23 protein-coding genes and 1 pseudogene are annotated in these 26,539 nt (G+C 71.4%); 11 read left to right on the top strand and 13 right to left on the bottom strand.

Annotation, left to right across the window (positions count from 1 at the left end):
- Nucleotides 1–3: 3 nt before the first annotated feature.
- From STRVI_RS13205 to argC, 4 genes are read right to left on the bottom strand one after another with little or no spacing between them, the layout of a single operon-like run.
- A complete protein-coding gene (locus tag STRVI_RS13205) occupies nt 4–1,206 on the bottom strand; it encodes an acetylornithine transaminase (protein WP_014056148.1) in 1,203 nt (400 codons plus the stop codon).
- On the bottom strand, nt 1,203–2,180 hold the full coding sequence (gene argB, locus STRVI_RS13200; protein ID WP_014056147.1) for an acetylglutamate kinase: 978 nt from the start codon (nt 2,178–2,180) through the stop codon (nt 1,203–1,205). The genes STRVI_RS13205 and argB overlap by 4 nt, the downstream gene beginning before the upstream one ends.
- Nucleotides 2,177–3,331, bottom strand: a complete 1,155-nt coding sequence (gene argJ / locus STRVI_RS13195) for a bifunctional glutamate N-acetyltransferase/amino-acid acetyltransferase ArgJ (RefSeq protein WP_014056146.1) — start codon at nt 3,329–3,331, stop codon at nt 2,177–2,179. Before argJ ends, argB begins: the two co-directional genes overlap by 4 nt.
- Nucleotides 3,328–4,356, bottom strand: a complete 1,029-nt coding sequence (gene argC, locus STRVI_RS13190) for an N-acetyl-gamma-glutamyl-phosphate reductase (protein WP_014056145.1) — start codon at nt 4,354–4,356, stop codon at nt 3,328–3,330. Before argC ends, argJ begins: the two co-directional genes overlap by 4 nt.
- 210 nt (nt 4,357–4,566) lie before the next feature.
- On the opposite strand from argC, the gene STRVI_RS13185 reads away from it, so the two are divergent.
- Nucleotides 4,567–5,256, top strand: a complete 690-nt coding sequence (locus STRVI_RS13185) for a DUF4232 domain-containing protein (RefSeq protein ID WP_014056144.1) — start codon at nt 4,567–4,569, stop codon at nt 5,254–5,256.
- 17 nt (nt 5,257–5,273) lie between these two features.
- Here STRVI_RS13185 and STRVI_RS13180 read toward each other — a convergent pair whose 3' ends face one another.
- A complete protein-coding gene (locus tag STRVI_RS13180) occupies nt 5,274–6,074 on the bottom strand; it encodes an SGNH/GDSL hydrolase family protein (RefSeq protein ID WP_014056143.1) in 801 nt (266 codons plus the stop codon).
- Nucleotides 6,061–6,630, bottom strand: coding sequence for a PadR family transcriptional regulator (locus tag STRVI_RS13175; protein ID WP_014056142.1), 570 nt, complete (start codon nt 6,628–6,630; stop codon nt 6,061–6,063). The genes STRVI_RS13180 and STRVI_RS13175 overlap by 14 nt, the downstream gene beginning before the upstream one ends.
- A 140-nt stretch (nt 6,631–6,770) precedes the next feature.
- Here STRVI_RS13175 and STRVI_RS13170 point away from each other — a divergent pair, with 140 nt between their 5' ends.
- Nucleotides 6,771–7,202, top strand: coding sequence for a nuclear transport factor 2 family protein (locus STRVI_RS13170; RefSeq protein WP_014056141.1), 432 nt, complete (start codon nt 6,771–6,773; stop codon nt 7,200–7,202).
- Between the two features lie 69 nt (nt 7,203–7,271).
- Here the strand turns inward: STRVI_RS13170 and STRVI_RS13165 are convergent, their stop codons facing one another.
- Nucleotides 7,272–8,852, bottom strand: coding sequence for an alpha/beta hydrolase (locus STRVI_RS13165; RefSeq protein ID WP_014056140.1), 1,581 nt, complete (start codon nt 8,850–8,852; stop codon nt 7,272–7,274).
- Nucleotides 8,853–9,115: 263 nt separating this feature from the next.
- A complete protein-coding gene (locus STRVI_RS13160; protein WP_014056139.1) occupies nt 9,116–11,335 on the bottom strand; it encodes an NADP-dependent isocitrate dehydrogenase in 2,220 nt (739 codons plus the stop codon).
- A gap of 131 nt (nt 11,336–11,466) precedes the next feature.
- Between STRVI_RS13160 and STRVI_RS13155 the strand changes: the two genes are divergently transcribed.
- Nucleotides 11,467–11,988: a GNAT family N-acetyltransferase gene (locus tag STRVI_RS13155; protein ID WP_014056138.1), complete on the top strand. Its 522-nt coding sequence runs from the start codon at nt 11,467–11,469 to the stop codon at nt 11,986–11,988.
- Nucleotides 11,989–12,045: 57 nt separating this feature from the next.
- Here STRVI_RS13155 and STRVI_RS13150 read toward each other — a convergent pair whose 3' ends face one another.
- A complete protein-coding gene (locus STRVI_RS13150) occupies nt 12,046–12,618 on the bottom strand; it encodes a histidine phosphatase family protein (protein WP_014056137.1) in 573 nt (190 codons plus the stop codon).
- 329 nt (nt 12,619–12,947) lie between these two features.
- The gene (locus tag STRVI_RS13145; RefSeq protein WP_014056136.1) at nt 12,948–14,396 is read right to left on the bottom strand and encodes a PLP-dependent aminotransferase family protein; all 1,449 of its coding nucleotides are present in this window, start codon (nt 14,394–14,396) and stop codon (nt 12,948–12,950) included.
- Here STRVI_RS13145 and STRVI_RS13140 point away from each other — a divergent pair.
- Nucleotides 14,395–15,357: pseudogene (locus STRVI_RS13140) on the top strand (DMT family transporter); the annotation flags it as partial. The gene STRVI_RS13145 and the pseudogene STRVI_RS13140 sit on opposite strands and share 2 nt — an antisense overlap.
- 267 nt (nt 15,358–15,624) lie before the next feature.
- On the top strand, nt 15,625–15,831 hold the full coding sequence (locus tag STRVI_RS13135) for a DUF1918 domain-containing protein (RefSeq protein ID WP_014056134.1): 207 nt from the start codon (nt 15,625–15,627) through the stop codon (nt 15,829–15,831).
- Between the two features lie 18 nt (nt 15,832–15,849).
- Here STRVI_RS13135 and STRVI_RS13130 read toward each other — a convergent pair whose 3' ends face one another.
- A complete protein-coding gene (locus tag STRVI_RS13130) occupies nt 15,850–17,082 on the bottom strand; it encodes a glycoside hydrolase family 10 protein (RefSeq protein ID WP_014056133.1) in 1,233 nt (410 codons plus the stop codon).
- 355 nt (nt 17,083–17,437) lie between these two features.
- On the opposite strand from STRVI_RS13130, the gene STRVI_RS13125 reads away from it, so the two are divergent.
- The 3 genes from STRVI_RS13125 (at nt 17,438) to STRVI_RS13115 (ending at nt 22,313) form a co-directional block, all read left to right on the top strand.
- Nucleotides 17,438–19,756: a sialidase family protein gene (locus STRVI_RS13125; RefSeq protein ID WP_014056132.1), complete on the top strand. Its 2,319-nt coding sequence runs from the start codon at nt 17,438–17,440 to the stop codon at nt 19,754–19,756.
- A gap of 154 nt (nt 19,757–19,910) precedes the next feature.
- A complete protein-coding gene (locus STRVI_RS13120; RefSeq protein ID WP_014056131.1) occupies nt 19,911–20,768 on the top strand; it encodes a 3-hydroxybutyryl-CoA dehydrogenase in 858 nt (285 codons plus the stop codon).
- 405 nt (nt 20,769–21,173) lie between these two features.
- Complete coding sequence (locus STRVI_RS13115; protein WP_014056129.1) at nt 21,174–22,313, top strand: methyltransferase domain-containing protein; 1,140 nt, start codon at nt 21,174–21,176, stop codon at nt 22,311–22,313.
- Between the two features lie 703 nt (nt 22,314–23,016).
- On the opposite strand, the gene STRVI_RS13110 is transcribed toward STRVI_RS13115, so the two are convergent.
- Complete coding sequence (locus STRVI_RS13110) at nt 23,017–24,099, bottom strand: hypothetical protein (protein ID WP_043235856.1); 1,083 nt, start codon at nt 24,097–24,099, stop codon at nt 23,017–23,019.
- Between the two features lie 284 nt (nt 24,100–24,383).
- Nucleotides 24,384–24,842 carry a DNA-processing protein DprA gene (locus tag STRVI_RS13105; protein ID WP_014056127.1) on the bottom strand — a complete coding sequence of 153 codons (459 nt, stop codon included), beginning with the start codon at nt 24,840–24,842 and terminating at the stop codon, nt 24,384–24,386.
- Between the two features lie 63 nt (nt 24,843–24,905).
- Here STRVI_RS13105 and STRVI_RS13100 point away from each other — a divergent pair, with 63 nt between their 5' ends.
- From STRVI_RS13100 to STRVI_RS52615, 3 genes are all read left to right on the top strand, one after another.
- Nucleotides 24,906–25,151 carry a hypothetical protein gene (locus STRVI_RS13100; RefSeq protein ID WP_014056126.1) on the top strand — a complete coding sequence of 82 codons (246 nt, stop codon included), beginning with the start codon at nt 24,906–24,908 and terminating at the stop codon, nt 25,149–25,151.
- Nucleotides 25,148–25,741: a hypothetical protein gene (locus tag STRVI_RS13095; protein ID WP_014056125.1), complete on the top strand. Its 594-nt coding sequence runs from the start codon at nt 25,148–25,150 to the stop codon at nt 25,739–25,741. The genes STRVI_RS13100 and STRVI_RS13095 overlap by 4 nt, the downstream gene beginning before the upstream one ends.
- A gap of 489 nt (nt 25,742–26,230) precedes the next feature.
- Nucleotides 26,231–26,374: a hypothetical protein gene (locus tag STRVI_RS52615; RefSeq protein ID WP_014056123.1), complete on the top strand. Its 144-nt coding sequence runs from the start codon at nt 26,231–26,233 to the stop codon at nt 26,372–26,374.
- Nucleotides 26,375–26,539: the final 165 nt, after the last annotated feature.

Here is a 26,539-nt window from a genome sequence, read left to right as displayed (position 1 = left end):
TCGTCAGTCTCCGGCTCGTCGTTCCCCGTCACCCTCGCCTGCGGCGTCCAGAACGGCGGGCAGCTCCCGGAGGAAGGTGTCCACCTCCTCGTCGGCGATGACGAGCGGCGGGGCGAGCCGGACCACATCCGGCGCGACCGCGTTCACCAGGAGTCCCGCGTCCTGAGCCGCCTGCTGCACCTGCGGTGCGAGGGACTCTGTGAGCACGATACCGAGCAGCAGCCCGGCGCCGCGGACCCGGGCTACCAGAGAGTGGTCGAGCGATTCGATTCCGTTACGCAGCCGCTCCCCCGCCTGCTTGACCCGGTCCAGGATGCCGTCGGCGGCGATCGTGTCGAGGACGGCGAGAGCGGCGGCGCAGGCGACGGGGTTTCCGCCGAAGGTGGATCCGTGCTGACCCGGGGTCAGCAGGTCGGCCGCGGGGCCGAAGGCGAGGGTGGCGCCGATGGGCAGCCCGGCGCCGAGCCCCTTGGCCAGGGTGACCACATCGGGCTCGACGCCCTGCGCCTGGTGCTCGAACCAGTGTCCGGTCCGCCCGATCCCGGTCTGGATCTCGTCGAGCACCAGCAGGGTGCCGGTGGCCCGGGTGATCTCCCGCGCCGCCGCCAGATAGCCGGCCGGCGGCACGATGACACCGTTCTCGCCCTGGATGGGCTCCACGATGACGAGGGCGGTGTCGGTGGTGACGGCCGCGCGCAGCGCCGCCACGTCCCCGTACGGCACATGCGTGACGTCGCCGGGCAGCGGAAGGAACGGTTCCTGCTTGGCGGGCTGGCCGGTCAGCGCGAGGGCGCCCATGGTGCGGCCGTGGAAGCCACCCGTGGTGGCCACCATATGGGTGCGCCCGGTGCGCCGCCCGATCTTGACGGCGGCCTCGACCGCCTCCGCGCCCGAGTTGGAGAAGTACACGCGTCCGGAGCGGCCGAAGAGCTGGAGCAGCCGCTCGGCGAGCGCCACCGGGGGCTCGGCGACGAAGAGGTTGGAGACATGGCCGAGGGTGGCGATCTGGTCGGACACGGCCCGGACGACGGCGGGGTGGGCATGGCCGAGGGAGTTGACGGCGATACCGCCGACGAAGTCGAGGTATTCCTTGCCGTCCGCGTCCCAGACCTTGGTGCCCTCGCCGTGGGCGAGCGGGAGGCGGGGGGTGCCGTAGTTGTCCATGAGCGCCCCCTGCCAGCGCTGCTTCAGCTCCGCGTTGCTCACTGGTCCTCCCCCTTGTCGCCCTGGTTGTCCTGGTGTCCGTTGCCGCCCTTGCCGCCCTTGTCCCGCTGGTCGATCACGGTCCCGTCCGGCAGGACCATCGTGCCGATGCCCTCGTCGGTGAAGATCTCCAGCAGGATGGCGTGCGGTACGCGTCCGTCCAGCACACGGGCGGTGGTGACCCCGTGGCGCACGGCGTACAGACAGCCCTCCATCTTCGGCACCATGCCGCTGGCCAGCTCCGGCAGCAGCTTCTCGAGCCGGCTCGCGGTGAGCTTGCTGATCACATCGTCGCTGTTGGGCCAGTCGGCGTAGAGGCCCTCGACATCGGTGAGCACCACCAGCGTCTCGGCGCCCAGCGCGACGGCGAGCGCGGCGGCGGCCGTGTCGGCGTTGACGTTGTAGACGTGGGCGTCATCGGCGCTGCGGGCGATGGAGGAGACGACCGGGATCCGGCCGTCGTCCAGCAGGGCCTGGACCGCCCCGGTGTCGATCTCGGTGATCTGGCCGACCCGGCCGATGTCCACCTGCTCGCCGTCGATCTCGGCGAAGTGCTTGGTGGCGGACATCAGATGCGCGTCCTCGCCGGTCATGCCGACGGCGAGCGGGCCGTGCCGGTTGAGCAGCCCGACCAGTTCGCGCTGGACCTGTCCGGCCAGCACCATCCGTACGACGTCCATGGCGTCGTCGGTGGTGACCCGCAGCCCGGCCTTGAACTCGCTGACCAGACCGTGCCGGTCGAGCTGGGCGCTGATCTGGGGGCCGCCGCCGTGGACGACGACGGGGCGCAGGCCCGCGTGGCGCAGGAAGACGACGTCCTGGGCGAAGGCGGCCTTCAGCTCGTCGTCGACCATGGCGTTGCCGCCGAATTTGATCACCACGGTCTTGCCGTGGTGCCGGGTCAGCCAGGGCAGCGCCTCGATGAGGATGCGGGCCTTGGGCAGGGCGGTGTGTTTACGGGCGGTCGGCTCGCTCATGATGCGTAGGCGCTGTTCTCGTGGACGTAGTCGGCGGTCAGGTCGTTGGTCCAGATGACCGCCGAGGCGCCGCCCGCGGCCAGGTCGGCGGTGATGCGGACCTCGCGGTAGCGCATGTCGACCAGTTCGCGGTCCTCGCCCACCGAGCCGTTCTTGCACACCCAGACGTCGTTGATGGCGACGTTGAGCTGGTCCGGTTCGAAGGCGGCGGAAGTGGTGCCGATCGCGGAGAGCACCCGGCCCCAGTTGGGGTCCTCGCCGTGGACGGCGCACTTGAGGAGGTTGTTACGGGCGATGGAGCGGCCCACCTCCACGGCGTCGTCCTCGGAGGCCGCGCCCACGACCTCGATCCGGATGTCCTTGGAGGCGCCCTCGGCGTCCCCGATCAACTGGCGGGCGAGATCGGCGCAGACCTCGCGGACCGCCTCGGCGAACTCGGCGGTCTCTGGCGTGACACCGGAGGCGCCGGAGGCCATCAGCAGCACCATGTCGTTGGTGGACATGCAGCCGTCGGAGTCGATCCGGTCGAAGGTGGTGCGGGTGGCGGCGCGCAGCGCGGTGTCCAGCCCGGGGGTGTCCACGTCGGCGTCGGTGGTGAGGACGACGAGCATGGTGGCCAGGCCCGGGGCCAGCATCCCCGCGCCCTTGGCCATACCGCCGACGGTCCAGCCGGCCGGGCTCTGCGCGACGGCCGTCTTGTGAACGGTGTCGGTGGTCCTGATGGCGATGGCGGCCTTCTCGCCGCCGTGCGGGGAGAGCGCCTCGGCGGCCTTGCCGATCCCGGACAGCACCGCGTCCATGGGCAGCCGGACGCCGATGAGCCCGGTGGAGGCGACGGCGACCTCGCCCGCGCTGTGGCCGAGGGCGTCCGCGGCCTTCTCGGCGGTGGCGTGGGTGTCCTGGAAGCCCAGCGGGCCGGTGCAGGCGTTGGCGCCACCGGAGTTGAGGACCACGGCCGAGACCTGGCCGCCCTTGAGGACCTGCTCGGACCACAGGACGGGGGCGGCCTTGACGCGGTTGGAGGTGAAGACGGCCGCGGCGGCGAGGCGCGGGCCGGTGTTCACGACGAGTGCGAGGTCGGGGTTTCCGTTCTCCTTGATGCCTGCCGCGACGCCGGAGGCCGTGAAGCCCTGGGCTGCCGTAACGCTCATGGAGCGACTCCGATCGTGGAAAGTCCCAGCTCCTCGGGGAGGCCGAGGGCGATGTTCATGCTCTGCACCGCGCCACCGGCGGTGCCCTTGGTGAGGTTGTCGATGGCGCTGATCACGATGGCGCGGCCGGCCGCCTCGTCATGGGCGACCTGGAGCAGCGCGGCGTTGGATCCGTGGACGGCGGCGGTGGAGGGCCACTGGCCCTCGGGGAGGAGGGTGACGAACGGCTCGTCCCGCAGTGCCTTCTCGTACGCGGCCCGCAGGCTCTCCCCGGTCACCCCGGGCCGGGCCGTGGCGCTGCAGGTGGCGAGGATGCCGCGGGGCATCGGGGCGAGGGTCGGGGTGAAGGAGACCGAGACCCGCTCCCCTGCCGCGGCCGACAGGTTCTGGATCATCTCGGGGGTGTGCCGGTGGCCGCCGCCGACGCCGTACGGGCTCATGGAGCCCATGACCTCGCTGCCCAGCAGATGCGGCTTGGGCGCCTTGCCCGCGCCCGAGGTGCCGGAGGCGGCGACGATCACCGCCTCGGGCTCCAGCAGCCCCGCCGCGTACGCCGGGAAGAGCGCGAGGGAGATGGCGGTGGGATAGCAGCCCGGAACCGCGATGCGCCTGGCCCCCTCCAGCGCGGAGCGGGCCCCGGGCAGCTCGGGGAGGCCGTAGGGCCAGGTGCCGGCGTGCGGCGAGCCGTAGAACTTCTCCCAGTCCGCCGCGTCCTTGAGCCGGAAGTCGGCGCCGCAGTCGATGACCAGGACCTGGTCGCCGAGCTGCTCGGCCACGGCGGCGGACTGCCCGTGCGGCAGCGCCAGGAAGACCACGTCATGCCTGGCCAGCGCCTCCGCGGTGGTGGGCTCCAGCACCCGCCCGGCCAGCGGAAGCAGATGGGGCTGCAGCCCGGCGAGGGGCTGCCCGGCGTTGGAGTTGCCGGTCAGGGTGCCGATCTCCACCTCGGGGTGGGCGAGCAGCAGGCGCAGCAGTTCCCCGCCCGCGTATCCGCTCGCGCCTGCCACCGCAGCACGTATGACCATTGCCGTCTTCCTCCCTCACACGATGGCATGACTATACGATTGATCGCAGCTTTATGCAAAGCCCTCCCTGCCGCTCGCGATTCGTTTGCGGGACGTGAGCGAGGCGTGAGTGAGACGTTTCCAGAACGTCAGCGGCCCCGGGAAAAGTGGTGTTCACACCGCGGGAAACGTCGAAGAAGACCCCCGCACGAAACGCAGGAGAACCTGATCATGCGTACTTCCCGGATTCGTACCGCCGCCCTGGCCACCGTCACCGCCGCGCTGGCGCTGGGCCTGACCGCCTGCGGCGGCGCCGACGGCGACTCGAAGGCGGCGGGCGGCGACAAGGCCGCCGGCACCTCGCAGAGCCGGTCCGCGTCCGACGGAGACGCCAAGGGCGGCGCGGAGCAGGCCAAGAGCGGCGGTGACGCCAAGACGGGCGAGCGCTCCACGACCGCCTCGGGTGGGTCGGACGAGGTCGCGAACAAGGCCACAACGGCCGCCCAGCAGTGCCGCGGCGACGAGATGATGGTCACCGCGGTGCACCAGCTCGCCGACCAGCAGGGCGACCACCTGCTGATCACCGCGTCGAACGAGGGCGACAAGCCGTGCTGGGTCACCTCGTACCCGTCCGTGAAGCTGGGCGACGACGAGGCCGTACTGCCGCACTCGAAGAAGGACAACCCGGGCGGCGACAAGCGCATCACGCTCCAGAGCGGCGGCACGGCATACAGCGCGGTGAACCTCTTCGACTACGGCTCGAAGAACCAGACGGCGCAGTCGTTCGCCATCGCGCTGCGCGGCGCGGACGGTCAGGACGGCCCCTCCTACTCCGTCGACAGCAAGGGCGAGAAGCCGCAGTTCCGCTGGAACGAGGCCGACGTGCTGAACTGGAGCACCGAGAAGCCGTACGACTTCTGACGGTCACACCACTCCGCTCAGCTCGGACGCCTCGCGTCCACCGGGCCCAGATGTGGGCGCTTGGCGGTGTGGCCGTCGCCGGAGGAGCGGCCGCGGAGCCGCCGGGTGAGCCAGGGGCCGAGGAAGGTGGCGGTCCAGCGCAGTTCGCCGGGGGCGGCGCGCCATCCGGTGAGTACGGGCGTCGCCGGCGGGGGCAGGGGGTGGGTCCAGGTGTCGTCGGTGCCGGGCAGGCCGAGGGCGTGCGCGAGGGCGGCGGCGATGCGCTGGTGACCGAGGGGGCCGGCGTGCAGGCGGTCGCTGCTCCACAGCCGGGGATCGGCGACGACGGGGTGCCGGCTGGTTTCGGCGACGGTGACCCCGTGACGCCCGGCGGCATCGCGGATGCGCTGGTTCAGGGCGACGACGCGCGGGGCGAGAGGGCGCGCCAGCGGGGTGATGCGGGCGGGGTCGGGGAAGGTGAGCGTGGCCACACGGGCGCCCTGGGCGGTGAGCGCGGCGAACATCGCCTCCAGGTGGTGGGCGACTTGGTCGGCGTCGAAGCGGGGGCGCAGCAGGTCGTTGACCCCGGCGACGACGGTGGCAAGGTCGGGGCGGAGGGACAGGGCGGGTGCGAGCTGCTCGGTGTGGACCTGCGCGGCGAGGCGGCCCCGTACGGCGAGATTGGCGTAGGAGACGCCGGGGTTGTGGTGGGCGAGGTGTTCGGCGAGGCGGTCGGCGAAGCCGCGCAGACCGGTGGCCTCGTCGCCGTCGCCCAGGCCCTCGGTCTGGCTGTCGCCCAGCGCGACGTAGCGGCTGTAGGGCGCGTCAGTGCCGGGCATGGGTGTGCTCCCTCTGTCGCAGGACCGTGATCGTGCGCTCGCACCAGTCGCGGTTGCCCTGTTCGAGGGCCAGACCGCGCAGACAGGTCAAGTACGGGCCAATGGGGCGGCCGTGGCGAAGGAAGGCCTCCTCCGTAAGGTCACCGCGGATTCTGCGCAGCAGCTTGCCGAAGAGGTCGATCTTGGCTTGGGCGAAGGCGGCCCGCTCGGTGAGCTGGCCGATCAGGGTCTCGGTGTCGACATGGTCGGCGGCCTGGACCTTGACGAGCAGGTCGTCGCGGATGAAGGAGGGCTTCGCGAAGGCGGCCGTGAACTCCTCCAGCTCCGCCAGCCCGGCATCGGTCACCTGGAACAGGCGCTTGGTGGGGCGGGCCTCCTGGGCCACCTCCCGGCCCGCGATGAGCCCGTCCTTCTCCAGACGGGTCAGCTCGGCGTAGAGCTGCTGCGGCTGGGCGTGCCAGAAGTTCGCCACGCCGATGTCGAACGCCTTGGTGAGCTGGTATCCGCTGAGCTCCCCCTCGAGCAGTGCCGCCAGCACGGCGTGCCGTAGGGCCATGGGATCGCCTCCTTCATGCCGCTGGGTTCATGCCTCTGCCGCCGGAATGTGCCGCCGGATTGCCTCTGCCGCCGGGCACGGAACCATGGTAGTCATGAAAATGACTAATCACATCCATGACTAGCGAAGGTGGGGCCGCGATGAACGCCGCCGACCGTTTCCGTGCCGCCGTCGACAGCAAGGACCTCACGGCCCTGGACGACCTGTTCACCGAGGACATCCGCCTCTACAGCCCCGTCAAGTTCACCCCCTTCGAAGGCAAGCCGATGGTGCTCGGCCTCTTCGGGGTCCTGTTGCGCACGTTCGAGGACTTCCGTTACGTCGGCGACTACAACGGCACCGCGCAGACCAGCACCGACGGCACCTCAGCCGCGTCGGCGGTGCTGCTCTTCCGCGCCCGGGTGGCCGACAAGGAGATCCACGGCATCGACCTGCTGCACTTCCACGACGACGGCCGGATCAAAGAGTTCACCGTCATGGTCCGGCCCCAGTCCGCCGTCCACGCCCTTGGCGAAGCGGTCCTCGCCGGGCTGGTCGAGGACGGCCTCGCACCGGCGCCCGCGGGCCAGTAGACGCACGTACGTGATGTGGGGCCCCAGCCTGCTGGAGCCCCACATCACCTCGCCGTCCGGCGGAACGGGTCAGAAGCCGTTCGTCGTCCCCGGGAGTCCCTGAGGCGCGGGAAGGGGCAACTTCTTGAAGCCCTGCTCGCGCTGCGACGCGGGCGTACGGCACGTCACGTCCTTCGCCGGGAGACGGCCGGTGGACAGATAGCCGGTGGCCGGCTTGTCCGCGCACGACTTGGTGTAGCCGTAGACACCGTGGCCCTCGCCTCCGGCGACGGTGACCATCCGGGAGCCCCTCATGGCCCGGTGCATACCGCGACCGCTGGCGATGGGCGTCTGCGAGTCCCACTCGTTCTGCAGGATCAGCGCGCCGACCTTGTTGTCGACCTTGGTGGCGGGCTCGCTGCCGTCCTTCTTCCAGAAGGCGCACGGCTTGATGGTGGATCCGAAGTCGCCGTACAGCGGATACTTCGCCTTCGCCCGCAACGCGTCGCCACGATACTGCTCGGGGTCGCGCGGCCAGTCACGGGTGTCGCCGCATACGACGGACCAGAAGGCGGCGGTGCCGTTGTCCGGGGCCTCGGCGCGGCCGAAGGCCGGCTGGGCGGGACGGCTGGGCACCGTGGACTCGCCGGTGCGGGCCGGAGCCCCGTCGGCCGCCTTCTTCAAACTGGCGATGGCCTCCGCGCCCTCGCGCACCGTGAAGAACGAGGCGCGGCTGCCGCCGCGGATGTCGTCGCCGGTCAGCTTCAGGCCGTCGAGCTCGATCGGCTCACGGTCGGCCTGGGCGACAAGGTCCCAGAAGGTCTTGCGAACGGCCTCGGGGGTCTTGCCCAGTTTGTACGTACTGTGCCGCTGGGCGGTCCACTCGCTCCACCGCGTGAAGGCGGGTTCGGCGCCCTCGGCCCAGATCTGGATCATGCCGCGCCATATCCGTGCCGGGTCCACGGAGCTGTCCAGCACAAAGCGGTCGGCGCGCCGGGGGAACATCTGCGTGTAGACGGCGCCGAGGTAGGTGCCGTACGAGTACCCGAGGTAGGAGATCTTCTTCTCGCCCAGCACGGCCCGGATGACGTCCATGTCGCGAGCCGTGTTCCGGGTGGTGATGTGACGCAGCTTGTCGCCTTGTTCCTGGTCGCACTTCTCGGCGACGGTGCGCGCCCACTTCACGTCCCGGGCGAGCGTCTCGTCCCGGTAGGGGCGTTCCCAGCTCTCCTCGATGCCGGTCAGACCACAGGTGACGGGGGAGCTCCCGCCGACCCCCCGGGGGTCGAAGCCGATGAGGTCGAACTTCTCCGTCACGGACTTCGGTAGCTCAGTGGCCAGCGAGAGCGGCATGCCGGTGCCCGGACCGCCCGGTCCACCGGGGTTGAGCAGCAGCACACCGCGGCGCTCCGCCGCGGTGCTGGTCTTCATCCGCGATATCGCGAGATCGGTCTTCTTGCCGTCGGGGCGGCTGTAGTCCAACGGGACCTTGATGGTGGCGCACTGGTAGGAGGCCGGATTGTCGTCGGCGCAGCGGTGCCAGGCCGGCTTCTGACCGAGGTACGGCTCCAGGGGGTTGCCTGCGGCGGAGGCGGTGACCGGGGCGAGGGCCGGTACCAGGGCCGCGAGGGTGCTCGCCGCCAGGACATGGACGAATGGTCTGGTTCGCACGTGGGGAGTCCTTATGGGCAGTCTGTGTTGTGACGTAATCACCCTTTCTCATGGGGCAGTTGGGGAGAAACCCTCGCCAGGATGGGATGCCCTACGCCGCTGGGGGTACGGACCGGCGGGCAAGTGGCTCTGAAGTCTTACGCCATCGGCCCCCCACACGCGATGGCTTCCGCGGTGGTCGCCCCCGGACAGGAGCCGTAACGGACAACACGAAGCGCCCCGGCCGGAGGGTACCGGCCGGGGCGCAGCGGTGCGCCCGGGCGTCAGCCGAGGGTGGCGAGGGCCTGGTTGAAGGTCGCGGACGGGCGCATGACGGCCGCGGCCTTGGCGGCGTCGGGCTGGTAGTAGCCGCCGATGTCGGCCGGGGAGCCCTGGACGGCGATCAGCTCGTCGACGATCGTCTGCTCCTGGGCGGTGAGAACCTCGGCGAGCGGAGCGAACGCCTTGGCCAGGGCCGCGTCGTCGGTCTGCCCGGCCAGCTCCTGGGCCCAGTACCGGGCCAGGTAGAAGTGGCTGCCGCGGTTGTCGATCCCGCCGACGCGGCGGCTGGGCGACTTGTTCTCGGCGAGGAAGGTGCCGGTCGCCCGGTCGAGGGTGTCGGCGAGGACCTGGGCCCGCGCGTTGCCCGTCTTCTGCGCGAGGTGCTCGAAGCTGACCGCGAGGGCGAGGAACTCGCCCAGGCTGTCCCAGCGCAGGTAGTTCTCCTTGACGAGCTGCTGGACGTGCTTGGGCGCCGAGCCGCCCGCGCCGGTCTCGAACAGCCCGCCGCCGTTGATCAGCGGGACGACCGAGAGCATCTTGGCGCTGGTGCCCAGCTCCAGGATCGGGAACAGGTCGGTCAGGTAGTCACGCAGGACGTTGCCCGTGACCGAGATCGTGTTCTCGCCGCGGCGGATCCGCTCGAGGGAGAGCTTGATCGCCTCGACCGGCGAGAGGATCTTGATGTCCAGGCCCTCGGTGTCGTGCTCGGGCAGGTACGCCTTGACCTTCTCGATGAGGTTGGCGTCGTGCGCCCGGCCCTCGTCGAGCCAGAAGACGGCCGGGTCGCCGGTGGCGCGGGCGCGGGTGACGGCCAGCTTGACCCAGTCCTTGATCGGCACGTCCTTGGTCTGGCACATCCGGAAGATGTCACCGGCGCCGACGACCTGCTCGAGGACCGCGTTGCCCGCCTCGTCCAGGACGCGGACGGTGCCCGTGGTGGGGATCTCAAAGGTCTTGTCGTGGCTGCCGTACTCCTCGGCCTTCTGCGCCATCAGGCCGACGTTGGGCACCGAGCCCATCGTGGCCGGGTCGAAGGCGCCGTTGGCGCGGCAGTCGTCGAGGACGGCCTGGTAGATCCCGGCGTAGCTGCTGTCCGGGATCACCGCGAGGGTGTCGTGCTCCTCGCCGTCCGGGCCCCACATGTGGCCGGAGGTGCGGATCATGGCCGGCATGGAGGCGTCGACGATGACGTCGGACGGCACGTGCAGGTTGGTGATGCCGCGGTCGGAGTCGACCATGGCCAGCTCCGGGCCCTCGGCCAGCTCGGTGTCGAAGGACGCCTTGATCGCCGCACCCTCGGGCAGGGACTCCAGGCCCTTGAGGATGCCGCCCAGGCCGTCGTTCGGGGTCAGCCCGGCGGCGGCGAGGGCCTCACCGTGCTCGGCGAAGGTCTTGGGGAAGAAGGCCCGTACGGCGTGGCCGAAGACGATCGGGTCGGAGACCTTCATCATCGTGGCCTTCAGGTGCAGCGAGAACAGCACGCCCTCCGCCTTGGCGCGGCCGACCTGCGCCGAGAGGAACTCGCGCAGCGCCGCGACGCGCATCACGGAGGCGTCCACGACCTCGCCCGCCAGCACCGGCACCGACTCGCGCAGCACGGTGGTGGAGCCGTCGTCGCCGGCCAGCTCGATGCGCAGCGAACCGGCCTCCTGGATCACCGCGGACTTCTCGGTGGCGCGGAAGTCGTCGGTGTCCATGTGGGCCACATTGGTCTTGGAATCGGCCGTCCAGGCGCCCATGCGGTGCGGGTTCGCCTTGGCGTAGTTCTTCACCGAGGCGGGGGCGCGGCGGTCGGAGTTGCCCTCGCGCAGCACCGGGTTCACGGCGGAGCCCTTGACCTTGTCGTAACGGGCGCGGATCTCCCGCTCCTCGTCGGTCTTCGGGTCGTCCGGGTAGTCCGGCAGCGCGTAGCCCTGCTCCTGCAGCTCGGCGACCGCGGCCTTGAGCTGCGGGATCGAGGCCGAGATGTTCGGCAGCTTGATGATGTTGGCCTCGGGGGTCTTGGCAAGGTCACCGAGCTCGGCGAGGGCGTCGGGGATGCGCTGGCCCTCCTCGAGGTACTCCGGGAACTGGGCGATGATCCGCCCCGCCAGAGAGATGTCCCGGCTCTCCACGGTGACCCCGGCCGTCGAGGCGTATGCCTCGATCACCGGCAGGAACGAGTACGTCGCGAGGGCAGGGGCCTCGTCCGTGTGCGTATAGATGATGGTCGAGTCAGTCACCGGGTGCTCCGCTCCACGTCTGCAACATTGCTCGACATCAAGATATCTGGTGCCGGGCGCTTTCCCGAAAGGGCCCTGGGCAGAACGACGCGCCCTGGCCACCGCCCGCGCTTCCTGGGATCGTCCCGTCCATGCCGACGACCCTGCGGGGCGCACAGGTGGTGCTTCGCCCCACCAACCCCTCCGATGTCCCCGTCCTGGCCGCGATCCGCGCGAAGCCCGAGGTCTACGCGCGCTGGCGGGGCGGCGAGGGCCTGGTGGCGGCGGTGCGCGAGGACCTCGCCGAGCACGGCGCCGAGCATCTGAGCATCGAGTACGGGGGCGCGGTGATCGGCATGATCCAGTGGGCGGCCGAGGCCGAGCCGGACTACCGGCACGCGAACATCGACATCTATCTGGACCCGGCGGTGCACGGGCGGGGGCTGGGCACCGACGCCGTACGCACCCTGGCCCGCCACCTGATCGCCGACCACGGCCACCACCGGATCGTGATCGACCCGGCGGCGGACAACGCCGCCGCGATCCGCTGTTATGGCAAGGTCGGCTTCCGGGCCGTCGGCATCATGCGGTCCTACGAGCGCGGCCCCGACGGTACGTGGCACGACGGCCTGCTGATGGATCTGCTGGCCGAGGAGATCACGGAGGCGCCGTGAGCGCTCCTGTCACACCCCGTCCGCTCACACCCCGTCCGCTCACACCCCGTCATCCACTCACACCCCGTCCACGCGCAGCCGCCACTCGCCCGCCCGGCCGGTGAGGGTGACCGTGGAGAGCGGGCGTATGTCGACGTTCCAGTAGCAGTGCGGCGGCGCCTTGATCGCGTACATCAGTGCGGCGCGGACCACCCCGGGGTCGGCGACGGCCACCATCTTGGCGTGGTCCTCGGCCGGGCGGGTGTCCAGCCAGCCGCCGATCCGCATGATGAACGCGTGCAGCGACTCCCCGCCGTGCGGCACCGAGCGCGGATCGCCGAGCCAGGCGTCCACCTCCCCCGGTTCGCGCGCCATCACATCGGCGAGGGAGCGGCCCGCCCAGCGACCCATGTCGCAGTCGCGCAGGGCGAGTTGGACCAGCGGGGTGAAGCCCAGCGCATCGCCGGTCTCCCGGCTGCGGGCCGACGGTGAGCAGTAGCGCAGCTCCGCCGCGGCCAGCGGCACAAGCCCGGGGGCCGCGCGCTCGGCGGCGAGCCGGCCCTCCGGATCCAGCGGCCGGTCGTCACCGAAGCGCTCCCCCAGCCGGGAGGAGCTACGGCCGGCGGCGACCAGCGTCAGCCGAAACGTCATCCCGGCATCGTACGGTCACGGCCGCGCTCGGGTAGGCCGCTACCGGGAGAAAACCGGTGGCCATCCGGTGTACGCCGGATCGTCGGGCGGCTCGAAGCGGACGCCCGGTGAACGCGGTGCGCAGCGCGGGTGGCGAGCAGGATGCGGACGCCCTGAAGGGGCGCGGGCCGCGTAGATGTGCGGCTCCGCCGCGTGGCAGGGGCTTTGCCCCGTGACGCCGGGGTCCGGGGCGGAGCCCCGCACGCGGCGGAGCCGCATATCGTCAGGTGCCGGGAAGGGGCGGGGAGGGGAACAGCCCGCCGCAGGCGGCAAGCCCCGTCGGGCACCCGCTACGCCCCCGCCGGCACCTCGTCCCACGCGGTGCGCAACCGCCGTACGCCCTCGGCCAGTTCGCCGACGCCCGCCACCGACGCGAAGCTCAGCCGCACATGCGGCGCGGGCGGTTCGGCGCAGAAGTACGGGCCGCCGGGGGCGACGGCGACTCCGGCGCGCAGCGCGGCGGAGTCCAGCGCGGTCTCGTCGGTGCCCTGGGGCAGCCGCAGCCACAGGTGGTAGCCGCCGGGCGGGACATAACGCAGCTCCAGGGCGGGCAGTTCGCGCCGTACGGCGGTGACGAGCGCGTCGCGGCGGGTGCGCAGTTCGGCGGCGACGTTGCGCAGATGGCGGGGCCAGGAGGGGGCGCCGACGAGTTCCAGGGCCGCCTCCTGGAGCGGGCGGGGCACGAAGAAGCTGTCGACGACCTGGATCGCGCGCAGCCGCCCCAGCGCGGGGCCGCGGGCGGCGAGCGCGCCCACCCGCAGGCTGGGCGAGGTGGGCTTGGTGAGCGAGCACACATGGACCACCACCCCGTCGGGGTCGTCGGCGGCGAGCGTGGGGGCCAGCGGGGGCGCGTCCTCGTGGACGAGCCGGCGGGCGAAGTCGTCCTCGACCACGAACGCGCCCGCCTCACGGGCGATCCCGATCACCTCGCGGCGCCGCTCGGGGGCGAGCATCGCCCCGGTGGGGTTCTGGAACAGCGGCTGGCAGACGAAGACCCGGGCGCCGGTCGCCCGCAGCGCCTCGGCGAGCAGCTCGGGCCGGACCCCCTCGGTGTCCACCGGCACCGGGACGGGGCGCAGCCCGGAGGCGCGGGCGGCGGCGAGCACCCCGGGGTAGGTCGGGGATTCGACGAGGACGGGCGCGCCGGGCGGGGCGAGGGCGCGCAGCGCGCAGGTGAGCGCGGACTGGCCGCCCGCGGTGATCAGTACGTCGGCGGCGCCGAGGGTTCCGCCCGGACCGCCGATCTCGCGGGCGAACCAGGCGCGCAGCTCGGGGAGCCCCTCCACCGGCGGGCGGCCCCATGCCCCGGGCCGCCGCCCGGCGCGGGCCAGGGCGGCGGACAGCGCCCGCTCCGGCTGGAGCGAGGAGTGCAGATAGCCGTTGTTGAACTCCAGGATCCCGTGCGGCGGGGCGGCGAGCGTGGCCAGGACGCCCGAGGCGTCCACCGAGCGCCGCACCGGCTCGCCGGCCGTCTCCACGCTCAGCGCGACCTCCTGCCAGGAGGTGTCGCCCGGCCGGGGCGCCCCGGGGCGGTCGGCGCGGAAGGCACCGGCGCCGGGGCGGGTGACCACCAGCCCTTCGGCGGCGAGTGCGGCGAGGGCGCGGGAGACGGTGACCGGGCTCACCCGGTGGCGCTCGACCAGGGCACGACTGGACGGCAGCTTCTCTCCAGGTGAGTAGCGGTCCAGCTCCTTTCGCAGCGATTTCGCGAGTTCGGCCACACTGCTACGCTGTTCCATGACAGCACAGGATAGCGCTACTGAAGACAGTGCGATAGCGGTGAGCGGCGGCCCCACCGGGGGCCGCGACGACACCGCCCGGGGCCGGGACGTCACCCCGTCGCCGTCCGCCGCCCGCGCCGGCACGGTGCTCGCCATGCTCGGCGTGGCCGCCTTCTCCCTGACCTTCCCCGGCACCGCCTGGGCGCTCACCGGCCTCGGCCCCTGGTCGGTGACCACCTGCCGGGTGGTGCTCGCCGCGCTGATCGCGGGCGGCGCGCTGGCCGCCCTGCGGGTGCCGGTGCCGGACCGCCGCCACTGGCCGGGGCTGCTGGTCGTGGCGGCCGGGGTCGTCGTGGGCTTCCCGCTGCTGACCACGCTCGCCCTGCAGACCTCCACCACGGCGCACGCGGCCGTGGTGGTCGGCCTGCTGCCGCTCACCACCGCCGCCCTCTCCGCCGTACGCACCGGAGTGCGGCCCTCGCGGACGTTCTGGGCGGCGGCGCTGGCCGGGGCCGCGGTCGTGATCGCCTTCGCGCTGCAGCAGAGCGGCGGTGCGCCCACCGTCGGCGATCTGTATCTGTTCGCCGCGCTGCCGGTGTGCGCGGCGGGCTATGCCGAGGGCGGACGACTGGCCGGCCATATGCCGGGCTGGCAGGTGATCGGCTGGGCGCTGGTGGGCTGTCTGCCGCTGTCGGTGCCGGGCGCGGTGCTCGCACTGTCGGCCGAGGACGTCCACCTCGGCGGCCGCGCGGTGGCCGGGCTGCTGTGGCTGGCGGTGGGCTCGCAGTTCCTGGGCATGGTGGTCTGGTACCGGGGGATGGCCGCCATCGGGGTGACGCGGGCCAGTCAGCTCCAACTGGCCCAGCCGCTCCTCACGTTGGTGTGGTCGGTGCTGCTCCTCGGTGAGGAGCTGACCCCCGCCGCCCCGATCGCCGCCGTGGCGGTGCTGGTGTGCATCGGGGTGACGCAGCGGGCGCGGGTCCCGGCGGCGAGGGCCGTACGGACCCCGGCGGCGGCGGGCCGGGCGCAGGGGTCCACGGCGCTGGAGCGGGCCCCCGAAGCGGCGGACCGGACTCCGGAAGCCGCTGAGCGGATCCCCGAAGCGGCGAGCCTGATCCCCGAAGCGGGGGACCCGGATCATCCCCCGGCGGGGGCAAACCAGGACAATCAGCCATAGACTGGCCTCAGGGATCGCATTGTCCTCAGCCAGATCGCATTGCCCTCCAGCGGACAGGAGGTCACGCACATGGAGGCGACCGTAGGCGACAAGCTGCTGGTGCACGGCAGGGTTGTCGGGATTCACGATCGTGTAGCGGAGATCATCGAAGTGCTCGGGACCGACGGGGAACCGCCCTACCGCGTGCGCTACGAGGACGACGGACACGAGTGCCTGTTCTCCCCCGGGCCCGACTCGGTCGTCCGCCACCTGGCCGCCGGACCCGGGCAGCGTTAGCCGGCCCGCGGCCCCGGTTCAGCGGGGCGGACGGACACGATGGGGATAGTGGTCGGCGACCACACGCGCCATGGCGCCGTTGCGGTCGCCGGCCACTTCCTTGGCCGAGAAGTACACATTGCCGCGCACCTGCGGAAAACCCTGGTCGAAGGTGAGGTGCCGGGACAGCTCCGCCGGGTCCTGCCGGGGCGCGGGCTGCGCCGGATCGCCCGCCTTGTAGAGCGCCTCGCCGATGTAGAGGTTCACCCCCGTGCCCCGGACCGCCTCCGACCACCAGGGGACGAGCGCGGCGTAGTCGGCGGCGGCGAAGCCGATGTTCCAGTAGACCTGCGGGACGATGTAGTCGAGCCATCCCCGCCGCACCCAGCCGCGGGTGTCCGCGTAGAGGTCGTCGTAGGTCTGCACCCCTGCCGTGGTGGCGGAGCCGAGCGGGTCGGTGGCCTGGTTGCGCCAGACGCCGAAGGGGCTGATACCGAACCGCACCCGCCGCTTCAGCCGCTTGACGCGCACGGCCGTCTCGTACACCAGCCGGTCGATGTTGTTCCGCCGCCAGGCCGCCCGGTCCGGGAAGCCCGTGCCGTAACGCGCGTACGCCGCGTCGTCGTCGAAGACCTGGCCGGCCACCGGATAGGGGTAGAAGTAGTCGTCCCAGTGGACGGCGTCGATGTCATAGCGCGCGACCGCGTCCAGCATGGCGTCCTGGACGAAGCGGCGGACCTCGGGCAGCCCGGGGTTGTAGTAGAGCTTCCCGCCGTACGGCACGACCCACTCGGGGTGCACCCGGGCCGGATGGGTGGGGATCAGCCGGGTGGGGTCGGTGTGGTTGGCGATCCGGTACGGGTTGAACCAGGCGTGCAGCTCGAGGCCGCGCCGGTGCGCCTCGCGCACGGCGGTGCCCAGCGGATCCCAGCCCGGGTCCCGGCCCTGGACGCCGGTGAGGCACTCGGCCCACGGCTCGTACGGTGAGGGCCACAGCGCGTCCGCCGTCGGCCGCACCTGGAAGACCACCGCGTTGAGCCGGCGGCGCACGGCGGTGTCCAGGAAGCTCAGCAGCTCGGCCCGCTGCTCGTCCGCGGTGAGACCCGGTTTGGACGGCCAGTCGCGGTTGGCGACGGTGGCCAGCCACATCCCGCGGAACTCGGGCCGGTGCCCACCGCCCGGCCCCTGGGCCAGCGCGTCCCCCGCCGTGACGGTGGCGGCCAGGGCTCCGGCGGCCGCGACCGTCAGACTTCTGCGCGTGATCCGACCCATGTCCAACTCCTCGCCTCGGTCGTGTCGCCAACGGAGCGCCGCCGCCCGCCACCGGCCGGGGCCGCGGACCCAGGAGGCCGTCTCCCTTCCGGCCCCGGGCCCGGCCCCGGGCAGGCATCGCGCCGCAGGAGGCAACTCCCGCCGATGATGGGGCCCTTGTGGGGCGCCCGGCAATGCCTATCGCGAATCCGGGCGGCGGAAGCCCAACACCCCTTGAGGACCGCTTGACTTCACCCTTCTCGCACGGCCATCCGGCCGCTAGCATCGGATGACGCACGCATGGGAGCGCTCCCAAATGCCCTCGCCCGCAGGGCCCGCACCCCTCACTACCCCCACGTCCGGAGAGGAAGTTCCCGTGCGCAGCAAAGGCAGCAGACCGCTCGGCGCGCTCATCGCCGCGCTGGCACTCGTCGGCGGCTTACTCACCGCCGCCGCCTCCCCCGCGGCGGCCCGCCCCGAACCGGCCCCGGCCCGGGGCACCGCCCAGGCCGACGCCTACACCTGGAAGAACGTGCGCGTGGACGGCGGCGGCTTCGTCCCCGGCATCGTCTTCAACCGCAAGGAGAAGAACCTCGCCTACGCCCGCACCGACATCGGCGGGGCGTACCGCTGGGACCAGTCCGGCAAGCGGTGGGTGCCGCTGCTGGACTCGCTGGACTGGGACCACTGGGGCTGGACCGGGGTGGTGAGCCTGGCCAGCGACTCCGTGGATCCCGACAAGGTCTATGTGGCGGCCGGTACGTACACCAATGGCTGGGACCCGGGCAACGGCGCCATCCTGCGCTCGTCCAACCGGGGCGCGAGCTGGCAGTCCACCACCCTCCCCTTCAAGCTGGGCGGCAATATGCCCGGCCGCGGCATGGGGGAACGGCTGGCGGTCGACCCCAACAAGAACAGCGTGCTCTACCTCGGCGCGCCGGGCGGCAACGGGCTGTGGCGCTCCACCGACTCCGGTGTCACCTGGTCGAAGGTGACGTCCTTCCCCAACCCCGGCACCTACGTCCAGGACGCGAGCGACACCAGCGGCTATCTGAGCGACAACCAGGGCGTGGTGTGGGTGACCTTCGACGAGCGCACCGGTTCTTCCGGCAGCGCGACGAAGACCGTCTACGTGGGCGTGGCCGACAAGAACAACACCGTCTACCGCTCGACGGACGCGGGCGCCACCTGGTCGCGGGTGGCCGGGCAGCCGACCGGCTATCTCTCCCACAAGGGCGTCCTCGATGCCAAGAACGGCTATCTGTACCTCACCACCAGCGACAAGGGCGGCCCGTACGACGGGGAGAAGGGCCAGGTGTGGCGGTACACCACGGCCACCGGGGAGTGGAAGAACATCAGCCCCATGACGGACGCCGACACCTACTTCGGCTACAGCGGGCTCACGGTGGACCGGCAAAAACCCGGCACGCTGATGGTGACCGGCTACAGCTCCTGGTGGCCGGACACCCAGATCTTCCGTTCCACCGACTCCGGCGCCACCTGGACCCGGGCCTGGGACTTCACCAGCTACCCCGACCGGTCCCTCCGCTACACCCAGGACGTCTCGTCCGTCCCCTGGCTGACCTTCGGCGCCAACCCCTCGCCGCCCGAAGTGACCCCGAAGCTGGGCTGGATGACCGAGGCGCTGGAGATCGACCCGTTCGACTCCCGCCGGATGATGTACGGCACCGGTGCGACGGTCTACGGCACGGAGAACCTCGCGAACTGGGACACGGGCGGCACCATCACCATCACGCCCATGGTCAAGGGTCTGGAGGAGACGGCGGTGGGCGATCTGGCGAGCCCGCCCACCGGCGCCCCGCTGCTCAGCGCGCTCGGTGACATCGGGGGCTTCCGCCACACCGACCTCGACGCGGTGCCCGCGAGGATGTACACCTCGCCGACATTCACCACGACCACCAGCCTGGACTACGCCGAGACCAATGCGAACACCGTGGTCCGGGTGGGCAACAACGACTCCGCCCCGCGGATCGCCTTCTCGACCGACAACGGCGCCAACTGGTTCCAGGGCAGCGAGCCGTCCGGAGTCACGGGCGGCGGCACGGTGGCCGCGGCGGCCGACGGCAACGGCTTCGTCTGGGCCCCGGAGGGCACCTCGGCCGTCTACCACACCACCGGTTTCGGCAGCTCCTGGTCGGCGTCGAGCGGTATCCCGGCCGGGGCGGTCGTGGAGTCCGACCGCCAGAACCCGAAGAAGTTCTACGGCTTCAAGGCGGGCACGTTCTACGTCTCCACCGACGGCGGCGCCACCTTCACCGCCAGGGCGTCCTCCGGGCTGCCGGCCGACGGCCCGGTGCGGTTCAAGGCGCTGCCGGGCGCCGAGGGCGACATCTGGCTCGCGGGCGGCAGCACGGCCGGGGCCTACGGGCTGTGGCACTCCACGGACTCCGGCGCGACCTTCACCGAACTGAGCGGCGTCCAGCAGGCGGACACCATCGGCTTCGGCAAGGCGGCGCCGGGCGCCTCGTACCAGGCGCTCTACACCAGCGCGAAGATCGGCGGGGTGCGCGGCATCTTCCGCTCCACCGACGCCGGGGCGAGCTGGACCCGGATCAACGACGACGCCCACCAGTGGGGCTGGACGGGCGCCTCGATCACCGGCGACCCACGGGTCTACGGACGGGTCTACGTGGCCACCAACGGCCGCGGCATCCTGCGCGGCGACGCCTCGTGACCGTGGTGTGAGAGCCCCGTGTGTAAGACGGTGACGGGGGCGGGCCGGGGCCGGGAATCCGGCCCCGGCCCGCCCCTCGCCGATAACCGGAGGGTAACGTCTGGGGCGACAGGGGGACGGCACAACGGACAGTTGAACCAGCGAAAGGCACGATGTGACCGACATCGAACGCGTCGGAGTGGTGGGCTGTGGCCAGATGGGTGCGGGCATCGCGGAGGTGTGCGCCCGATCCGGCCTGGACGTCATGGTCGCGGAGACCACGGGCGAGGCCCTGGAGATAGGGCGCACCCGGCTGACCAACTCCCTCGGCAAGGCCGCGGAGCGCGGCAAGATCACCGAGGAGCAGCGCGACGCGACGCTGGACCGGCTGAGCTTCACCACCGACCTGGGGGAATTCGCCGACCGTGACCTCGTGATCGAGGCGGTCGTCGAGAGCGAGCAGATCAAGACGGAGATCTTCCAGGTCCTCGACCAGGTGGTGACCCGACCGGACGCGATCCTCGCCTCCAACACCTCCTCCATCCCGCTGGTCAAGCTGGCCGTCGCCACCTCCCGCCCGGATCAGGTGATCGGCATCCACTTCTTCAACCCGGCGCCGGTGCAGGCGCTGGTGGAGCTGATCCCGGCGCTCACCACCGGTGACGAGACCATCAAGCGCACCGAGGCGCTGGTCCACGACGTCCTGGACAAACACGCCATCCGCGCCCAGGACCGCGCGGGGTTCGTGGTCAACGCGCTGCTCATCCCGTATCTGCTCTCCGCCATCCGGATGTTCGAGTCCGGGATCGCCAGCCGCGAGGACATCGACAACGGCATGGAGATGGGCTGCGCCCATCCGATGGGCCCGCTCAAGCTGTCCGATCTGATCGGCCTGGACACGATCGCGGCGATCGCCGACTCGATGTACGGCGAGTACAAGGAGCAACTGTACGCCGCTCCCCCGCTGCTGCTGCGGATGGTGGACGCGGGCCGGATGGGACGCAAGTCGGGCTCGGGCTTCTACTCGTACTGATGACCAGCGCTGACACCCGCTCGAAGAGGTAGCCCGCAGGTCTCTGCGGACATCAGTAGGGCGGCCATCCCGGACCACGGACAGCCGCCCCTACCGAGGATCGTGCCGTTCACGCGCACGGTCCGGCCGCCGGTGGGTGAGGGCATCTGGACGATGACGTGCGGGGCACGGGCCATACGCCCAGCCTGGTGCCACACCTCGGCGCGCACCCCCAGCAAGCACCCGTGCGCCCTACCGCACACCCCAAGCCCGCGCCACCATGGCCCTCACTTCAACGAGACGAGGGAGCGCCATGGGCAAGCACAGCGGCAAGCCGGACGTAGCCGAAGGCGACGGGCACAAGCCCGACAAGCCCATCCCTCCAGCCCAGCCGACCCCACCCAGGCCCCAGCAGAAGTAGGCGGCATGCTCACCGCGAACGGCCCAGCCGCACTCACCCAGATGCTCAGCCACGGCGGCCACCTCTCCGCCGACTGGCGCGGCCCATTTCTGCGCGTCGACCGTGCCCGGTTCATCCCTGACCGCATCTGGGTCCGCGGCGACGACGGCTACACGCCCCTCGACCGAGCCGCCGACCCCGACCGGTGGGACCATCTCGCCTACGCCGACGAGGCACTGGTAACCCAGGTCGAGGACCCGCCTGACGCCGAGGTGGCGCGCACGCCGTCCAGCTCGGCGAGCATGCCGCGCATCGTCGCCCGCATGCTCGCCGCACTCCGAGCCGAAGACGGTCACCGCGTACTGGAGATCGGCGCGGGCACCGGCTACAACGCAGCACTCCTCGCAGCCCGGCTCGGCGACGAGCAGGTCACCTCGGTGGAGGTCGACGCCGAACTGGCCAAGCGGGCGCGCGCCAGCCTCAAGACCGCGGGGTACGCACCCGCCGTGGTCACCGGTGACGGCGCTGAGGGCTGGGTGGCGCGTGCGCCGTACGACCGGCTCATTGCGACCTGCTCCGTGCACGACGTGCCGCGCGCCTGGATCGAGCAGACCAAGCCGGACGGGATCATCGTGATCCCGTGGGGCACCACGCTGCGCAACGGCGTGCTCCTCCAGCTCACCGTCGAGCACTGCCCCGACGGACCTGTGGCATCCGGCCGGGTTGTGGACGACGCGGCGTTTATGTGGATGAGGGCACAGGCACCGCCGCGGGACGTCATGGCCATCGCCCGGGCCGGGGGCGAAACCCACGACAGCCACACCGGACTCGACCCGCACGTCCTCGGCAACGATGACGCCTGGTTCGCGGTCGGAGTGCTAGTTCCCGGCTGCCAGTGGGCTACGGGCCAGGGGCCTGACGGTGCGTGGACGCTATGGCTCGCCGACGCGGGCACCGGGTCGTGGGCGTCGGTCGACTACGAGCCGGACGCTGTCGAGTACGACGTGCAGCAGCACGGCCCGCGCCGGCTGTGGGCCGAGGTCGAGGCGGCCCACGCCTGGTGGGCGGATGCTGGTCGCCCGGCCCGCACGCAGTTCGGGCTCACGGTGACGCCTGCCGGTCAGCAGGTGTGGCTGGACGACCGGGGCAACGCGCTGCCGGTGTAGGGGGCCTACTCGGCGGGGGCCGGCAGCCGAGTCTGGCCGCCGGCTCGACCGCGGCGTCGGCCCCGGGGCCACCCTGCTCGCAGAGCAGATGCAGCAGCGCCACGGTGGCGCGTGCTTCGCCTCGGGTGATCAGCGGCTCGCGCTTGCCCGGCTCCTCGATCATCGCCCACGTCTGGGCCTCGTCCATGCGTTGCCCAACCGCCGCATGGGCGCCGTGGTCACGGCCATACCGGGCGGAGTGCGTGCCCGCGCGGGGTCAGTCAGCTCAGAGCAGCCGGGCGCCGGTCCGGTGGTCGCGGGTTCGAATCTCCGCCCCCTGAGGACGCGCACGTACGAGGGAGCCCCACCCGAGATCAGATCGGGCAGGGCTCCTCTGCTGTGCTGCCTACTCCCCAGTGGGACCCGCGGGTCCGCCGGGCGCGGACGGGAAGGACGGCCGGGATGGGGCCGATGGGCGGGACGGGCAGACCTGCCCGGACGGGTACAGCCTCCAGCCGCCCGCTGATGATCCGGATGCGCTGGTGTGCCGACGAGATGGCGCACCTGCCCCGGAGCCCGACCCGAGCCCGACGACGCCAGCCGCGCTCGCACCTGACCGGCGCCGCCTCTGAGACCCTCAATTCCGGGCGGGAAGATTTCACGGCTCTCGTTAACGTCGCCCCCTCGTCTGGCCTTCGGGCCGGGCGAGGGGGCTTGCGTCGTGTCAGCTTCCCAGTACGTCGATGAGGTGATCGTCCAGATCGGCGACGAAGCCCTCGCGCCGCCACGGCCGCAGCTCTTTACGCGCCTGGCGCAGGCGCAACACCGGTACACGCCCGCCGGTGCTGGCTGCCGAATCGACGCAGGCGTGCAGGAGGTCTGCGGCCCTCTCCGGAGCATCGAGACGAATGCAGGCCATTGCCTGATCGGTGGAGACGATGGCCCGCTGAACCCGCTCGCGTGGCGCTCCCAAAGCCGCCACGCTACCGGCAAAGAAGTCATGAGCGACCGCTGCATCTCCAACATATAGCTCGCACAGACCCTCGAAGCCGCGCAGGTGGTCAGGGCTGAAGCTCGTCGGCGAGGGATCCTCGTCGTCGTCGCGGTCGAGGTCGTACCAGGCGAGCGACAGCGCGGTCTGTGCGTGCCGCTCGGCACCCGACCGGGCGGCGATCTCGGCCTGTAGCGCATGTGCTCGGGCCCGCACGCGGACGCTGTCGCCGGTACGGGCATCGCGCACCGAGGCGTCGACCAGCTCACGGGCCGCGCCGATGCCCGGGACCGAGTACAGCGTGACCAGGGCGTGGCTCATGTGAACGACTGCCCGGCGCCACGGGGTGCCGAGTTGTCCTGCCGCGCCGGTGGCGGCCGCGTAGAGCGCGCGGGACGCCTGGTCATCCCGGGTCTCGAACGCCAGCCGCCCGGCGAGGGTATACGCCTGCACCGCGACCGTGCGCAGCTCAGGCCGCAGCGGCTCGGGCACGCCGCCGGTCAGCAGCCGCTGACAAGACTCGATCACCGGGGCGAGCAGCAGTTGCAGCCGGGCGAAAGGCAACGAGCCCACCTGTGCATTGACATCGCCAACGGCCGCCCGCATTCCGGCGAGTAGCGCATCGTCGACTCGCGCCGGATCGGCGAGCGCGGCCGCCATCGATAGCTGAGTCGTGGGTCCGAGTAGGGCGAGCAGCCCGGTACCGCTGTCGGTGGCCGTGCGCACGAGCAGGGCGCGTAGCTCACGCATCTGCGTCTCTGCCGCTCCCAGGCGGGCGAGGGCATCGAGCAGCTCGGCGAAGTCGCTGCCGCCCAAGGGCGACGTGGCCGTCGGCACCTCGGGCGTAGAGGTGCGCGAGCAGCAGTTGGTACCGGTCGCTGGGGAGGATGGGGCGTTGCGTGCTCTCCCACCGGGCGACGGACCGTTGCACGCTCGTGGCCGAGGAGTCGAGCGATTGGCCGAGTTGACGTGCTGTATCGACGAGCGCCCGCGCCGTGTCGGCCAGGGACCAGCCTCGCGCCTTCCGGAGGGATTTGAGGGCAGCAGCGCCACGAAGGCTTTCGCACGTGCTCATGCCCTCATCATGCCGGTGATCCCCGTCACACGGGCACGATTAGGTGTGGCTTCACCTGCTGCGCTGCATAATCGAGGGTTTGCCAAGTCCCAGAGGTCCTGTGAGTGCCTGCCAGAGGGAATCCGATGACCATGTCGGAGTGGTCGACCATCCACCGATTCCGAGCATGAAATGCGGGCGTACGGAGCTGTTCGGCGCGCAGCTCAATCACCTCCGTGATTCGGCTGCGGCTGCGGGTGATGGCCTGTCGCGCCTCGGCGGGCTGCTGCTGGACGGTACCGGGGACGACGATCGTGATCCGTGCCTCGGTGTTCCCGGCCAGCCACAACAGGGACAGGCTGTCGATGCCCTTGGCTCCTCCGACGTAGAAGTGGGCGTCGGCATCTGCGAAGAGGTGGAGGTAGTTGGCGAATAGCTCGGCGTAGCTGGTGAGGTCGCGATGTGCTGTCGACCGAGTGCCGGTGATGGCCACATCCCGAGTCATGATCCACTCCGTGTCATAGGTTGTCATATCCCGCCGGGACTACCGGTGCGGTGACATCGATGCATGGACGCATCCGGTTACCGCGACCTCGCCGATCGACTGAAAGCCTACGGACTGTCGATAGTGGCGAAGGGTGCCCAGCTGTGTGTGGCGAATCCGCTCAGCGCCAATCTGGTGGAAGAGATCGCCAGCCAGGGGGGACGCTATGTCACCACCTGGGGGTATGAGCTCGGCGAGCGTGGCGACGAGAGCGGTACCGCTCTTCGCCTCGCCTTTCTCCTCGGCGCGTCTCCGGGAGGGGCGGCATGAAGGCCAGAACCCTACCGTGGACACCACCGCCCTCCGTGGACGTCGAGGCGTTACCCGCGGGCAAATGGTGGGACGCCGTTCGAGCAGCACCGAGCGTCGGCGAACGCGCGCTCAAGACCCTCAGTGATGAGACCGGCGCCGTCATCCAGGACAAGCACGGCCCCCTCTACTGGCTCGTCCAGGTGGGCTCCGCTACGAGCTGGCACCTGCGCCAAGTCCGAGTCCTCACCGAACTCGCCGACGAGAAGACCTACCTCGGCGTACCGCCCGTCTCCTGGACGGATGGCCACCGCACCCACTGGCGCGTTCCACTCACGGCCGACCACTACCTGACCGACGCGGGCAAGCTGTGGGAGGCGCTGGCCGAGGCCGACCGCGCCGAATACGGGCGCGCGCCCGAGGGCCGCCAGCTCTGCTACCACTGCCAACTACCCACCGACGAACCCATCCCGGTCGAGGTGGAGGACGGCCGCAGCGACGTCGGCAAGGTCACCTACGCCTGCCCCCCACACGCGCCGCTCTACACCAGGCGCCGGCCGCGGACCCTCACCAGCGCGACCGTGGCCGAGCACGAGGGGCGGCCGCGGTGACGACCTGCCCGCGGCCTTCGCTGCTCCCGGGCGTACCGCTGCCGGACGCCGACACTCTGACCGGGCCCCAACTTCAGGGCTGGGATTGTGCTCTGTGCGGGCAGCGGCTGTTCGCTGACCAGCTCCTCGGCACGGTCGAGTGGACTTGCGGCGGCGCCGCCAAAGAGGCCATAGAGCTGTATGTGTGTCGGCCGCTGTGCAGGGAGATTGGCGCTCAGCAGGGCGGTGGCCACGCGTGAGCGCCTGGACGAAAGCATCGTCTCCCCGACGGCGTGCCGCGTTGGCCGAGCGGCGTATCCGTGAGGCTGGCTATGTGCCCTTGGGCCCGTACCCGGGCCTCGCGAGCGTTCCCTGGCCAGCCGTCTGCACCACGTGCGACACCGTCCGGTATCCCACAGTGACGGGCGTGCGGCAGGACCGATGCCAGCACGTCAGGCGTGAGCAGCCACCTCCACCCCGCCGAGAGAGGCGGGATCCGGGAGGCCCCGGATGAGGCACCGTCGCCAGGCCCCTGCCGTGCGGGCCGTGTTGCTCGCCTACCGTGCCGTCCGCCTGGGTCTGCTGCTGAGTGCGATCCCCGCGCTGCTGGTGCTCGCGGTCTACCTGTGCCTCGCAGGCACGCCGGACCCATAGACCGGGTGGGCTGCTGGGCTCCGGACCCCCGCCGGAGCGCGCGACCAGCGGCCCACCCTCCAAAGCCCCTGCCGGTCGGCTTGCCGAGGCGCGGCCGTCGACCGCAGGGCAGGGACTCCGGCCCCGGATGGGGATCGTGGAGGCCGGAGTCCCACACGGAGAAGC

The organism is Streptomyces violaceusniger Tu 4113 (assembly GCF_000147815.2).
Lineage (GTDB): Bacteria > Actinomycetota > Actinomycetes > Streptomycetales > Streptomycetaceae > Streptomyces > Streptomyces violaceusniger_A.
This window is presented reverse-complemented; position numbering and strand designations above follow the sequence as displayed.

What these genes read in the sequence shown, in the direction of transcription:
- argB (WP_014056147.1), bottom strand. Translation starts at nt 2,180, where the DNA reads ATGAGCGAGCCGACCGCCCGTAAACACACCGCCCTGCCCAAGGCCCGC.
- argJ (WP_014056146.1), bottom strand. Translation starts at nt 3,331, where the DNA reads ATGAGCGTTACGGCAGCCCAGGGCTTCACGGCCTCCGGCGTCGCGGCA.
- argC (WP_014056145.1), bottom strand. Translation starts at nt 4,356, where the DNA reads ATGGTCATACGTGCTGCGGTGGCAGGCGCGAGCGGATACGCGGGCGGG.
- STRVI_RS13185 (WP_014056144.1), top strand. Translation starts at nt 4,567, where the DNA reads ATGCGTACTTCCCGGATTCGTACCGCCGCCCTGGCCACCGTCACCGCC.
- STRVI_RS13180 (WP_014056143.1), bottom strand. Translation starts at nt 6,074, where the DNA reads ATGCCCGGCACTGACGCGCCCTACAGCCGCTACGTCGCGCTGGGCGAC.
- STRVI_RS13175 (WP_014056142.1), bottom strand. Translation starts at nt 6,630, where the DNA reads ATGGCCCTACGGCACGCCGTGCTGGCGGCACTGCTCGAGGGGGAGCTC.
- STRVI_RS13170 (WP_014056141.1), top strand. Translation starts at nt 6,771, where the DNA reads ATGAACGCCGCCGACCGTTTCCGTGCCGCCGTCGACAGCAAGGACCTC.
- STRVI_RS13155 (WP_014056138.1), top strand. Translation starts at nt 11,467, where the DNA reads ATGCCGACGACCCTGCGGGGCGCACAGGTGGTGCTTCGCCCCACCAAC.
- STRVI_RS13150 (WP_014056137.1), bottom strand. Translation starts at nt 12,618, where the DNA reads ATGACGTTTCGGCTGACGCTGGTCGCCGCCGGCCGTAGCTCCTCCCGG.
- STRVI_RS13145 (WP_014056136.1), bottom strand. Translation starts at nt 14,396, where the DNA reads ATGGAACAGCGTAGCAGTGTGGCCGAACTCGCGAAATCGCTGCGAAAG.
- STRVI_RS13135 (WP_014056134.1), top strand. Translation starts at nt 15,625, where the DNA reads ATGGAGGCGACCGTAGGCGACAAGCTGCTGGTGCACGGCAGGGTTGTC.
- STRVI_RS13130 (WP_014056133.1), bottom strand. Translation starts at nt 17,082, where the DNA reads ATGGGTCGGATCACGCGCAGAAGTCTGACGGTCGCGGCCGCCGGAGCC.
- STRVI_RS13115 (WP_014056129.1), top strand. Translation starts at nt 21,174, where the DNA reads ATGCTCACCGCGAACGGCCCAGCCGCACTCACCCAGATGCTCAGCCAC.
- STRVI_RS13105 (WP_014056127.1), bottom strand. Translation starts at nt 24,842, where the DNA reads ATGACTCGGGATGTGGCCATCACCGGCACTCGGTCGACAGCACATCGC.
- STRVI_RS13100 (WP_014056126.1), top strand. Translation starts at nt 24,906, where the DNA reads ATGGACGCATCCGGTTACCGCGACCTCGCCGATCGACTGAAAGCCTAC.
- STRVI_RS13095 (WP_014056125.1), top strand. Translation starts at nt 25,148, where the DNA reads ATGAAGGCCAGAACCCTACCGTGGACACCACCGCCCTCCGTGGACGTC.
- STRVI_RS52615 (WP_014056123.1), top strand. Translation starts at nt 26,231, where the DNA reads ATGAGGCACCGTCGCCAGGCCCCTGCCGTGCGGGCCGTGTTGCTCGCC.